This window comes from Lysinibacillus sp. GJ-1, assembly GCF_021166035.1.
In the GTDB taxonomy this organism is placed as follows: domain Bacteria; phylum Bacillota; class Bacilli; order Bacillales_A; family Planococcaceae; genus Lysinibacillus; species Lysinibacillus sphaericus.
Genome location: NZ_CP088912.1, coordinates 1,550,166 through 1,561,923, shown reverse-complemented (window position 1 = coordinate 1,561,923; position 11,758 = coordinate 1,550,166). Strand labels below are relative to the sequence as shown.

General features: G+C 36.8%; 10 protein-coding genes and 1 pseudogene. 4 read left to right on the top strand and 7 right to left on the bottom strand.

Translation table 11 applies throughout. The features are described from left to right. Positions 1 to 5 precede the first annotated feature (5 nt). The 3 genes from LO754_RS07290 to LO754_RS07280 all read right to left on the bottom strand — a co-directional run bounded on the left by LO754_RS07290 (position 6) and on the right by LO754_RS07280 (position 4,095). Entirely contained in the window at positions 6 to 1,154 is a 1,149-nt protein-coding gene (locus tag LO754_RS07290) for a thiolase family protein (RefSeq protein ID WP_231785905.1), read from the bottom strand. Between the two features lie 770 nt (positions 1,155 to 1,924). After that, positions 1,925 to 3,103, bottom strand: a complete 1,179-nt coding sequence (locus LO754_RS07285; RefSeq protein ID WP_024364278.1) for a DUF418 domain-containing protein — start codon at positions 3,101 to 3,103, stop codon at positions 1,925 to 1,927. A 170-nt stretch (positions 3,104 to 3,273) separates the two neighbouring features. Further along, the gene (locus LO754_RS07280; protein ID WP_029747405.1) at positions 3,274 to 4,095 is read right to left on the bottom strand and encodes a MerR family transcriptional regulator; all 822 of its coding nucleotides are present in this window, start codon (positions 4,093 to 4,095) and stop codon (positions 3,274 to 3,276) included. Positions 4,096 to 4,240: 145 nt separating this feature from the next. Between LO754_RS07280 and pssA the strand changes: the two genes are divergently transcribed. The 4 genes and pseudogenes from pssA (at position 4,241) to LO754_RS23695 (ending at position 6,545) form a co-directional block, all read left to right on the top strand. Further along, positions 4,241 to 4,780, top strand: coding sequence for a CDP-diacylglycerol--serine O-phosphatidyltransferase (gene pssA, locus LO754_RS07275; protein WP_024364279.1), 540 nt, complete (start codon positions 4,241 to 4,243; stop codon positions 4,778 to 4,780). Further along, a complete protein-coding gene (locus LO754_RS07270) occupies positions 4,767 to 5,240 on the top strand; it encodes a DedA family protein (protein WP_231785904.1) in 474 nt (157 codons plus the stop codon). Before pssA ends, LO754_RS07270 begins: the two co-directional genes overlap by 14 nt. A gap of 25 nt (positions 5,241 to 5,265) precedes the next feature. Then, entirely contained in the window at positions 5,266 to 5,826 is a 561-nt protein-coding gene (locus LO754_RS07265; protein ID WP_024364280.1) for a GNAT family N-acetyltransferase, read from the top strand. 117 nt (positions 5,827 to 5,943) lie between these two features. Then, positions 5,944 to 6,545 (top strand): annotated as a pseudogene (locus LO754_RS23695) (ABC transporter transmembrane domain-containing protein). 289 nt (positions 6,546 to 6,834) lie between these two features. Here LO754_RS23695 and LO754_RS07250 read toward each other — a convergent pair. The 4 genes from LO754_RS07250 to LO754_RS07235 all read right to left on the bottom strand — a co-directional run bounded on the left by LO754_RS07250 (position 6,835) and on the right by LO754_RS07235 (position 11,755). Next, positions 6,835 to 8,343 (bottom strand): SH3 domain-containing protein, encoded by a 1,509-nt coding sequence (locus LO754_RS07250; RefSeq protein WP_231785902.1) that lies wholly within the window; start codon positions 8,341 to 8,343, stop codon positions 6,835 to 6,837. A 1,210-nt stretch (positions 8,344 to 9,553) separates the two neighbouring features. After that, a complete protein-coding gene (gene ndk, locus LO754_RS07245) occupies positions 9,554 to 9,970 on the bottom strand; it encodes a nucleoside-diphosphate kinase (protein WP_024364284.1) in 417 nt (138 codons plus the stop codon). Between the two features lie 86 nt (positions 9,971 to 10,056). Further along, positions 10,057 to 11,031, bottom strand: a complete 975-nt coding sequence (gene hepT / locus LO754_RS07240; protein WP_024364285.1) for a heptaprenyl diphosphate synthase component II — start codon at positions 11,029 to 11,031, stop codon at positions 10,057 to 10,059. A gap of 19 nt (positions 11,032 to 11,050) precedes the next feature. After that, positions 11,051 to 11,755: a demethylmenaquinone methyltransferase gene (locus LO754_RS07235; RefSeq protein WP_024364286.1), complete on the bottom strand. Its 705-nt coding sequence runs from the start codon at positions 11,753 to 11,755 to the stop codon at positions 11,051 to 11,053. Positions 11,756 to 11,758: the final 3 nt, after the last annotated feature.

The following is an 11,758-nucleotide window of genomic DNA, read 5'->3' as shown; positions in this document are numbered from 1 at the left end:
CCCCTTTACATTTTTTCAATAATTGTGGCATTTGCCATACCCATACCCTCACATATAGCAATGAGGCCATAGCGTAAATTTTCACGTTGCATCCGATATACCATTGTCGTTAACAACTTCGTACCCGTTGCTCCTAATGGATGCCCTAAAGCAATAGCACCACCATCTGGATTTAGCTTTGCTGGGTCTGCACCGATATCATGTAACCAAGCAAGTGGCACAGGAGCAAAGGCTTCGTTGACTTCATACGTATCTATCTCTTCAATTGTCAGTCCTGCACGTTTCAAGGCTTGTCTTGTAGCTTCAATTGGACCCGTAAGCATAAGCGTCGGATCAGAGCCTACCACAACGCGTGTAACAATTTTTGCAAGCGGTTGAATGCCAAGCTCTTGTGCTTTTTCTAACGACATCAGCACGACAGCCGATGCCCCATCACTCATTTGGCTTGCATTACCGGCTGTAATAACCCCTTGCTCTTGAAAGACGGTTTTTAAGTTATTTAATCGTTCCATCGTTGTATCTGCTCGAGGCTCTTCATCGACATTAAATATGGTAACCGTTCCGTCTTCTTGTGTGAGATGGACAGGCATGATTTCCTGTTGAAAAAGACCTGCCTCAATGGCTGCTAAAGCTCGCCTATGACTTTCATAAGCAAAATGATTTAAATGGTCTTTTGAAAATTGCCATTTTGCCGCCATTTTCTCAGCTGATAGCCCTTGATGAATAATCGTATAATTTTCTTGTAAGCGTTTGCCTTTATGGGCACTCTGCATATTTGAAAACATTGGCACCCTTGTCATACTTTCTACACCACCAGCAATGACAGTATCCATATCACCTGCTAAGATAGCTTGTGCGCCAAAATGCACAGCTTGCTGGCTAGAACCGCATTGTCGATCAATCGTGACGCCAGGAACTTTCTCTGGGAAGCCTGCCATTAATAACGCTGTGCGGGCAATATTTGCACCTTGCTCACCTGATTGTGTCACACAGCCGAAAATAACATCCTCCACTTGACCCTTGTCAATCCCTGCACGCTTTACTACTTCTTGTAATACATCTGCTGCTAAATCATCTGCACGTACATCCTTTAAAGCGCCTTTACTACGTCCAACTGCGGTACGAACAGCTGCTACTATTACTACTTCTCTCATATCACTACCCCTTTTCTAAAACGTTTCTGTCATTCCCCTTAATGCATTACGTTTAAGTTTATTTGCTTGCTAGAAAATATATACCGCTTTATGAAACTATTTACTAGCAACAAATTATCTGAATATTATAGCATTTATCCAAAAAAAGTTATAGCTTATAAGGATTGCACTCACAGCCAAAACAGATGGAAAGTTTGTAAATTCATATGTCTTTCAATAGCTATTTTGTCACTTATTATAGCGCCTTCCATTGTTATGCTTTCTCCAAGTGTGTCAAGAAAGGATTTATTAAACATAAAAAAGAAAAGATGACCATTCTGTAAGATTAAGTACAAGTAATTGTACATAAAGTCTTATTTAATAGTGTTTAGCTTATAATGTTACACTTTTAATAAAAATGCACATTACTAAATGCTTTAATTTAGTGGCGTACTATTTTATTTTGCAATCTTTCTCATTTAGATTTGTTAAAAGACTGCACATTTTACAAATTGCCCTCTAATGAATATGAGCTCTGATTCTTGTTACAGAATCGCGTCCGATTGTGGAATAACGTTTTTTTTTGCTAAAGCCCCTAAGTAACCCTGCCTTTATAAACTTCCATTTCAATAAAATCAACATCATTATAATAGACAGAATTAACTTCAAGTTAGGTATATTTTATATCAGGATTTTTTAAAATTACTCAAATAATGTGAAAGACGATAAACATAGAATTGAATATGTTTTATCGTCATCTTACCTTGAATCGCTATATTACATAATTTAAGTTAATAAGGCATTTTTTGTTTTTTGAACGTTGGCTTTTGCCCATATGTCCCCCAACGCCAAATGTATTCAATAGGCCCGTATTGGAAGCGTGTCATCCACCATTTACTTAAAAGTGTTTGAAAGATAAAGAACGCAAATACTAAGACAAAGCCAGCTGTATAGGAAATACTGCCGTATAGACCCAATCCGTAGCTATAAAAAATGAACGTCATGGCAATAGACTGAAGTAGATAATTACTCATCGATAGACGTCCCACATTCGCGAATGGTTTTAATAGCTTTTGCCCAATTGTCGTTTGTGTCGATAATACAATCACTATCATGTAAAATAATGCGATGAATGCACCACTAAATTGCTCTTGCATGATCACAAGGAACAGGCTATCCATATAAAAGGAAGATGCTATTCTCGCACCAAGTCCAAAAATAAGTCCAGTTATTAGTAAACCAATCAATAAGCGTTTGTGGTTGTCGACATCAACAAGCCATCGTAACTTCGCAAATGCCGCACCTAATAACATAAGTCCTAAAACACCAATTCCAAGTGTAACAGCACTCATTTCTAAATTCATATATGCCCAATCAGTAGCCCGCTGTTTTAAAATTTCTAAAACACTACCACTGCTATAGTTTTGAATTGATGTCTGAACAGCATCTACATTTTCACTAAAATGTTCTTGAGAGTGCATTGATAAAAACGTTGTAAATAAAACGGGAATACAGTAAATCACAACGCCAACACGTAACAACATTTGACCACTTAGTCGATAAAACAAAATAAAGAAAAAACCTGTAATAGCATACGTGATTAAAATATCACCATTCCAAATAAGAAAGGCATGTATACAGCCAATTATTAATAGGATTGCTAGTCTACGTGCAAAAAAAGCAGGGAAATAAATCCCTTTTACTTGTGAACGGTCTGCAATAATCATTGCCCCGTAGCCAAATAAAAAGGCAAACAGTGGGTAAAAATTGGCTTGTGCAAATAAGTCAACGATTCCTTGAAAAAATTTATCCATTTTACTTGGCCAATATGTAAATGAATCTAAGTAAAGAAACGGACTATGGAATGTAGGCATATTGACTAGCAAAATTCCAAGTAATGCAAATCCTCGTAGAACATCAATAGAAATTGTTCGACTTTTTTCGGGTAAGGGGGTAAACTTTTGTGTCATTTTTGTGCCTCCAGTAAAAAAGTATCGGTCGTTATGATAACGACTAATCGTGAGTGTAAAGTATGGAGTAACTCTAGAGTAAAGGGTGTTTCAAGATTTTTTTTGAGGGGTGAAAAAAAACGCCTATCCATCAAGATAGACGTAACGTATAACAAACTTTAAAGACGTTGCTAACTCACCTCACGCGATTTTACTTTTACACTAATTTTTGTAATATAATCCTTTTCTTCTTTTGCTGCAATGGAATGTAGGAAATATTCCTCGTATATATCACTGTCCAATTTGAATTGCGCCTTTTCCAAATAATTGAGTAACGTATCATACGTTACTGCGATTTCTTCATAAGTTCCTTGATGATAAATGATTGCATAATATCCTGCTGGCTTCATTTTCGCTGAAGAGTCGTTTAGGCGACAAAAGAGGTAGCTTTTTACTGCAGGTCGTACCTTCATAAAGTCTTCTTTCGGATAAACTACACCGTATGCCGCCGTACTTTTAACGCCGAGCCTTTTTAAAAATTGGCTAGATTGTTCATACAGTTGTTCCATTGATACCGTCCAATCTATTTTCTCCTCGCTATACACAACGGGTTCGGCTGGTAATTGCTTCACTAAGACTTCACCGAATGAAATTTCCCCCATCTCCTTTGTTAGGGCAACTGTACGTTCAAGGAAAAACTGAATATCTTCCAATTTTTGAATTTCTAATGCGACTTTTTCGTACTGTTCCATTGCTAGTTGTTGTAACGATTGGATATTAGGTGCATCAAAATACGTTTTGAGTTCTTTAATCGGTAGCTCAACTGCACGTAGTGACTGAATGGCTACGAATTGTTCGAACTGTTCAAACGTGTAATAACGATAACCATTATTGTGAGTTCCTGCTGGTTTAAATAAATCAATTTTATCGTAATACAGTAACGTATCCTTGTTAATTTCAAGCAGCTTGGCAAACTCGCCAGTGGAAAATGTTTTTTCGGTCGTTTTTTTCATTACTTTTCACTTCTTTCTTTACTCTGGAGTCAATCCACACTTTACACTATTTGTTGTGAAGTTAACACGAAATTATACATGAGACAAGCCATAACTTACGTAAGGGTTGGATTCACTGTCTTAAAGTAAGAGAGGAGATGGTTTGATGCGACAGCAGCTATTACCTACGATGCTGACACTTTGTAACTTCGCTTGTGGGGTACTAGCGATATACGCCGTTTTTGAACAAAAATTTGATATTGCAATTGCCTGTATTAGTTTAGGCTTATTATTTGATTTATTCGATGGATGGACAGCACGAAAATTGAATGCTGTTTCCTCCTTTGGAAAAGAGTTAGATTCACTTTCAGATATTGTGACATTTGGGGTTGCACCAGCGATTTTAGCATATCAACTTGTTTTAACACAGTTTGGGCAATTTGGTTTAGGAGTTGCTCTGCTTTATAGTATCGGTGCGGTGCTTCGCTTAGCCCGATTTAATGTGATGCAAAATAATTTACCAACGTTTGTCGGACTACCTGTTCCAGTAGCAGCCATTGGGTTATTTTTAGGTACATCGTTTATGTCACCGAGGTTATTAGCAGTAAGTACATGTTTTCTTGCTTGGTTAATGGTGAGCCATCTGAAATTCCCTCACTTTAAGAAAATAAAGAAAAATGAGGAAGAAGTTCATGACGTTCATTGATCAGTTAATTGAAAACTATGGGTATACAGCAATATTTATTATACTTGCTCTCGGACTATTTAGCCTACCGATTCCTGATGAATTGATGGTATTACTTGTCGGTTATTTTACGAAAATCGGCTTATTACATTATAGCTTTTCACTGTTAGCGGTGTTTAGTGGCTCCCTTATTGGTATGTTGGTGAGCTATGTACTTGGTAATAAGATTGGCCGTCCGTTGCTGGATTGGCTTGGGAAATGGTTTAGACTATCTCGGAAATGGAATAGTAATGTGGCGAACTGGATTGAAAAATACGGCGCCCCTGCCATCATTGTGAGCTATTTTATTCCTGGTATGCGACACGTTGCAGGGTATCTTTGTGGGATGTCGTATATATCTCTAAAAAAATACATGTTATATGCAGGGATAAGTGCTTTCCTATGGAGTCTACTGTTTCTAACAATCGGGCGAATTTTTTAATCAAAGATAGAAAGGATTTATATAAATGACAACACAAGAACAAATAACATTAGCACCTGTACTGAAAGAAGAGCTAACAATATTTAAAGAAGAATTACAAGAGGCGTTCATGAAAGGGTTACAAGATAGTTTATTTGAGGCACAAAAACCAACTGAAATGGGACTACTCCCGTCTGATGAGGATTTCGAGCATTCGCTTACTGCAAATGAGTCGGTCGTGCGCCAACTTGTTCAAAACGGCGAAAGAATCGGTGGGGTTGTCTTAAAAATTAATAACGACACGCAGCGAAACGAAGTGGACTTCCTTTATACAAAGGCTAATGCACACGGCAAAGGTCTTGGGACAAAGGTGTGGCAGACAATAGAAGCAGCGTTCCCAGAGACGAAAGTATGGGAACTACACACACCGTACTTTGAAAAACGTAATATTCATTTTTACGTGAATAAGTGTGGATTTCACATTGTAGAATTCTATCACCGAGGAAATCCAGGTCCGAACGTTGAAGGTGAAGAGCCTGAATCTGATGAAGAATATGAGTTTTTCCGTTTTGAAAAGGTTATGACGAAAGCGAGTAGTGAAACGTAATGCAGGGCAAGGTGTCACAGCTTTGGACACTGATGAATCGCAGTTAAATTGCGAAGGGTCGATTAGTGTTTTTAGTTATCATTAGCTTAAGCAGGGCTTGCTGTATCATTGCTAACGATGAAGCTGATTAATCAAATTTCAGCATCTGGCTTTGCAGTGAAGTCGCTACTACCAGTCATTGCAATTTTAATTGTACAGGCGATATTAAGTGCTGTTCCGTTTTATATGATGCGTCGCTTAGGTGAAAAGGTTGTCGCAAATTTACGTACAGAAGTGTGGGACCATATGCTACATTTACGTTTATCGTATTATGATGCGCATGAATCAGGCGAAACGATGAGTCGGATTACGCAGGATACAAATGTCTTGAAGGAATTTGTGACTGAGCAGTCGTGTCCTTTGTATCAGGGCTTTTCGCAATTCTTGGTGCCGTTGTTTTTTTGCTATGGATTGACTGGAAAATGATACTGCTGTTACTCATTCCAGTCCCACTAACGATTTTTGTGATATATCCATTAGGTGAAAAAATGTACGCTATTTCGAAAGCAAATCAAGATGAGCTAGCATTCTTCAGTGGACGTTTAGGGCGTATTTTATCCAACATTCATCTAGTATTCTCTTCTTTTAAAATACATTATATAACTACATCTATAAATGCAGGAGCTATTGATTTCTATGAGGCAACCAAATTTCAAGGAAGGTTATCAAAAATTATGTAGGTGAAAGACAAAATCGAATCGTTTTTCAAAGAGTATTTAATCATTAAGATTTTATTTAGGTGGACTTTAAAATTTCAAACCTTCGTTTGGCGCATTTCATAAAAGAACGTTATTCAACAATATGGCCCGATTGTGGAATAGGAAGAAAAGTGCTAATAAAATAAAAAGACGAAACCCTTTTGGGTACCGTCTTGAACAATCATAATGTGTAACATTATATTCTGTTGTTGTAAAAATAATTATAGATAAATAAAATTTTATAGTCACCTTTTCACTTGTAAGTAGCAATTTAGTTATTAAATATTTGTTCGTAACGGTGGAAGAATGCCACTGTGTGCGCTCTTGCTAGAGAATCATTTGGTTTAAACTCTTCATTTGTTTTAGTAGTTGTTAAACCATTATCACGAAGGAATTTAATAGCCTCTGACTGAGATACGGTCTTACCATAATGCATTGAAGCTAAGATACGAGCGAAGTTACCTCGTGTGATATCCTTCCCTGCAATGGCTTGTTTGGATGCTGTGTTTGCACCTAGGACAGGTAGAGAGTATTTTGTAGCCAGTTGGTAGTTTACGTCTCCATACCATGAAGTATTAGCTTTCGTTAAAGCTAGTTCTGATGGTTTGAAGTAACGGAATAGGATAGATAACATTTGGTTTTCCGTTAAGTTCGTGTACGGTTTAAGTAAGTTTTCGTACTTACCTGTTGATGGGTTTTTCACATTTGGGTATCCACTGATGATACCGATGTTGACTGCCCACTTAAAATCCTCAGCCCAGTATTGGTTTGCATTGTAATCAGCAAACTTTGATACATCAACGTTGCCCGTTGTGGGCGGTGTTACTGGAGGTGTTGGTGTTGCAGCTGAGTAGTTTAAATAACTTGATGCTACATAGCCCTCTGTCCCGTCACTTCTTTTCACAGGATACCACACAAAATGGTTTTTCTTCATTGATACTTTTTCATATTCAAAAGGACCTGTAATGGTAACAATTTCACCTTCACGTAAAGTACCCAAAGAAGGACTATCCGTAGTAGGTCTTGTCCTAATTGTTACATTCGTTATTGCACTAACCTTTTGATTTTTTTCAAAATAATACTTAGATTTTGTTAATGGTAAATCAAAGTCATAGTTCATCGTTGAAAATTTAATATTTTCCCTGCTGTTAGAGTCATATTGAAAATGTTCACGTGAAAAAGGCAGCTCTGTTAAGTCTATTAATTCCAATTTATTAATAATACTGAGAATTCTTTCTTGATAGGCATTGGTATTTCTTTCACCAGTTGCTTGAACAATTGGACTATTTACTGGCTTAGTACCGTTATAAGCCATGATAGCGAAGTACCAATGTTCCAGTACATCTCTTTCTCCACCGTTGATGCTAGGTAAATCCTTTCGCTTAAACATATTATCTAGCGTCTCTACACCAGCTTGAATATTATAGACAATATCGCTTTTTAGTCTATCTTGGTTGTAGCCTGCTTGATTTGTAATTTGCATAATGCCTATTCCATTATCAGCTGTCACAATTGCTTCACCATTCTTATCAAAATGACGCCAATTTCCACTTTCACCTTCCGCTATTGCCTTCACAATTTCAGGAGGAACATCATATTTCAGTGCTGTTTCAGTTAACAAACAGTTCATTGTGGAATAATCAAGGTTTACTTTCGATGTCGAATTATACGCACATGTATTTGCAATATTATTAGCGAATACATTTTTATCGATGTTTATAGATAGAGAGAGGGTTCCAATGGCAATAACACTAATCAATGGTTTCAATATCTTTTTCATATATGATTATTACACTTCCTTTCATAAGTATTTAAAGTTAAAAGATTCAAATATATGTTATCATAAACCCAATATTTGAGATAGAGGTATTAGTCATTTATTCCTTAATTTAACATAGTAGAATGATAAATGATAGCTCAAACATATATTGTTTAATTTTAATTCGGTGAAAAGTTTGTACATAGTGATTGTTATGAAATAGGTAAGCTTCCTAACGTCCATTGAAACAAGCCCAAGCAAAATCTATCAACTCTTGCAAGTTCGTTAAAGGACTCTATAAGCTTGCTACCATTGTTGTTGTAAGCTGGCTGACTCAAAGTTGAAAGAATAGCACTTTGTTACACGCCTTATTACCACCATGAGCCTGTGTTCGCTTTGTCGCTTTATATTTATTCATTAATCTTATTCATATAGAAAAGCACACCAACTTAATGATAGGCTACCGCAATCTCATCATAATCTGTTTTATAATCTCGCACTTCTACACACCCATTAATTCAACTGAATTGAGGGAATCTTTCTTCATATGTTTAAATACTGAAGAAATTATTTATCAGGTCGATAACGATAATAATGTTTAAATATAAAATCAAACGCAACCCCATGGTTGATTTATCCAAAAGCAATAACACTAATGCTAACTCTTTTTCTGTAGCAGCTTCCTTAACGCTTGAATTTACTTTTATTTTGATGTTTGTGCAAAACTTTAAGTATATCCAGCCATTATCGTAACACTTGCTTAAAACGGCTTAAACGACCATATAAAGAAATGTCCTTCACAAATATTGATCAATTTTTCATTATTAATTTTATGTAGATATTCAACTTCGGTTACCTCAACAAAACGCTTAAAATTATAGTTATACCTATCAATTGTCCTTGGTCTTAATCCACTTAGTCACCACTGTTGATTTAAAATTTGTGTCGCGTATTGAATTTATATTTTGTTGTCCAACTCATCAAAAGAATCCATTTTAATTATTGAGTTATTGATTTTTTTCACCATTGCTTTCTTTGGTTCTATTTCAGTTTTGCTAGTCAAAAAGCTTAAATCAATGTTTGCGTTCTTCACTTTATTGAGAGATTTTGACAAACAAAAAACCCCCTAACATTTTTTTGTTAGAAGGTAAAAGTCACATCGAAAAATAGATGATTTTTTTATTGAGTTCTATTCGTAGTTTTTTTCGCTACGCTTCTTAAGAAGTGCGAATTAAACTAAATCTTCACCGAAGAATAAACCGATTTCGCGCTCTGCAGATGCAAGAGAGTCAGAACCGTGGATGATGTTGTGAGATACAGTTGTAGCGTAGTCACCACGGATTGTACCTGGGTTAGATTCTTCTGGTTTCGTAGCACCCATCATTGTACGTGCAAGTTTGATTACGTTTTCGCCTTCCCATACCATAGCGAATACTGGACCAGAAGTGATGAAGTCTACTAATTCACCGAAGAATGGACGTTCAGCATGCTCAGCATAGTGTTTTTCAGCTAATTCTTGAGGAATTACCATTAATTTAGCGCCTTTTAATACAAAACCGCGACGTTCAAAACGGTCAACGATGTCACCTACTACTTGTCGTTCTACGCCATCAGGCTTAACCATTAAAAAAGTTTTTTCGATTGCCATGTTTAAAACACTCCTTAAATTCGTCTAACAGGTTTTACACCTACCGATAAATATTAACAAAAAATAAGCTTTAGCACAACAAAAAGCTAGAATTTACGCTTGCCCATAAACAAAGCGATGTCACGAAGCTTTTTCTTAATTGGATGTTTTGGTAAAGCATCTATTTCTTGTAAAGCTTTTTTCAAATACTTATCACTCATTTTATTAGCTTGTGTAATTGCGTCAGATTTACGCACATATTGCAACATATTTTGGCGCTCAAGCTCCGTTAATGTTCCTGCAAACACTTTTGCTAAGTAAGGTTGCATTTGTGGATCATCTTTTAATAACAAAATCGGCAAGGTAATATTGCCTTGCAATAAGTCACTACCTGCTGGCTTCCCTAATTCTTTATCTGTCGCCATAATATCTAATACATCATCGATTATTTGAAAGCTCATACCAACAAAGTAGCCAAAGCGTTTCAAATGGCTTACTGTTTTTGCATCAACACCTGCTGCCACTGCACCAATCTCACAACTTGAAGAAATAAGTAATGCCGTTTTTCGTTTAATACGTCTGAAGTAATCCTTTAAGCCCTGATCCAATCTAAACTTGTCCTCAATTTGTATCACTTCGCCATTGCAAATTTCTACCATTGTACGTGCCAAAATTTGATGAACAAGTGGATCCTCTAGCTTTGTGATGTACTCAAGTGCACGTGCAAAAATAAAATCGCCCGTGTACATTGCTACTCTGTTATTCCATTGGGATTTGACAGTTGGACGTCCTCGTCGCATATCGGAATCATCAATCACATCATCATGCACTAGCGACGCCATGTGAATGAGCTCTAAAGGCACAGCCACATTTTTCATCTTTTCGATATCATAATCGCCAAATTTTGCGCCAAGCAACACAAAGATTGGTCGGATTCGTTTGCCACCAGCTTGTAATAAATGGAGAGAAGCATCGTTAATTAAATGCGAAGACGAATTCACCGCTTTTTCTAATTCTTGTTCGATGATATCAATATCTGACTTCAAATCGGAATAGAGTAGTTTTAACTTCATCTTTTCCACGCTTGAAAACCTTCCCCCATTAACGTACCTTTTTAAAGCCCATATGCATTGCCGCAGCACCGCCACTGTATGCTTTGTACGTTACTTTTTCTAAACCTGCCTGTTCAAACATTGCCGCTAGCTTCTTCATACCTGGGAAATCATTTGCAGATTCCTGTAACCAAGAATACTCTTTATAACTTTTCGCAAAAATTTTACCAAATATCGGCATAATATATTTAAAATAAAAACGGAATAGTTGTCGATAGCCAGGTATTTCTGATTGAGATGTTTCTAAACATACAACCATGCCCCCCGGTTTTACAACACGATTCATTTCTTTTAACACTTGTAAATAATCAGGAACATTGCGTAGACCAAAACCAATCGTCACATAATCAAATGTATTGTCTGGAAATGGTAATTCCATTGCATTTCCTTGTATCAGTTCAATTTGTGGGTAAGGCGTTATTTTTTTTTCGCCCACTTGCAGCATGTTATGACTGAAATCCAGTCCCTTAACTTCGCCACTTTCTCCAACTGCTTCAGCTAGTGCAATTGTCCAGTCAGCTGTGCCACAACAAACATCTAGCGCTTTCGATCCAGGCTTGACAGCCATGCGCTTCATCGTATCGTTGCGCCAGCCTACATGCATTTGGAAGCTAATTACACCATTCATTTTGTCATAGCTTTCAGAAATACTTTCAAATACTTCGTGAACGTGCTCTTCTTTTGATTTAGCCATTTT

Bases quoted from the DNA above. Each gene is read 5' to 3' on its own strand.
- LO754_RS07265 (WP_024364280.1), top strand. From the start codon at position 5,266: ATGACAACACAAGAACAAATAACATTAGCACCTGTACTGAAAGAAGAG.
- LO754_RS07285 (WP_024364278.1), bottom strand. From the start codon at position 3,103: ATGACACAAAAGTTTACCCCCTTACCCGAAAAAAGTCGAACAATTTCT.
- pssA (WP_024364279.1), top strand. From the start codon at position 4,241: ATGCGACAGCAGCTATTACCTACGATGCTGACACTTTGTAACTTCGCT.
- LO754_RS07250 (WP_231785902.1), bottom strand. From the start codon at position 8,343: ATGAAAAAGATATTGAAACCATTGATTAGTGTTATTGCCATTGGAACC.
- LO754_RS07235 (WP_024364286.1), bottom strand. From the start codon at position 11,755: ATGGCTAAATCAAAAGAAGAGCACGTTCACGAAGTATTTGAAAGTATT.
- LO754_RS07280 (WP_029747405.1), bottom strand. From the start codon at position 4,095: ATGAAAAAAACGACCGAAAAAACATTTTCCACTGGCGAGTTTGCCAAG.
- ndk (WP_024364284.1), bottom strand. From the start codon at position 9,970: ATGGCAATCGAAAAAACTTTTTTAATGGTTAAGCCTGATGGCGTAGAA.
- LO754_RS07290 (WP_231785905.1), bottom strand. From the start codon at position 1,154: ATGAGAGAAGTAGTAATAGTAGCAGCTGTTCGTACCGCAGTTGGACGT.
- LO754_RS07270 (WP_231785904.1), top strand. From the start codon at position 4,767: ATGACGTTCATTGATCAGTTAATTGAAAACTATGGGTATACAGCAATA.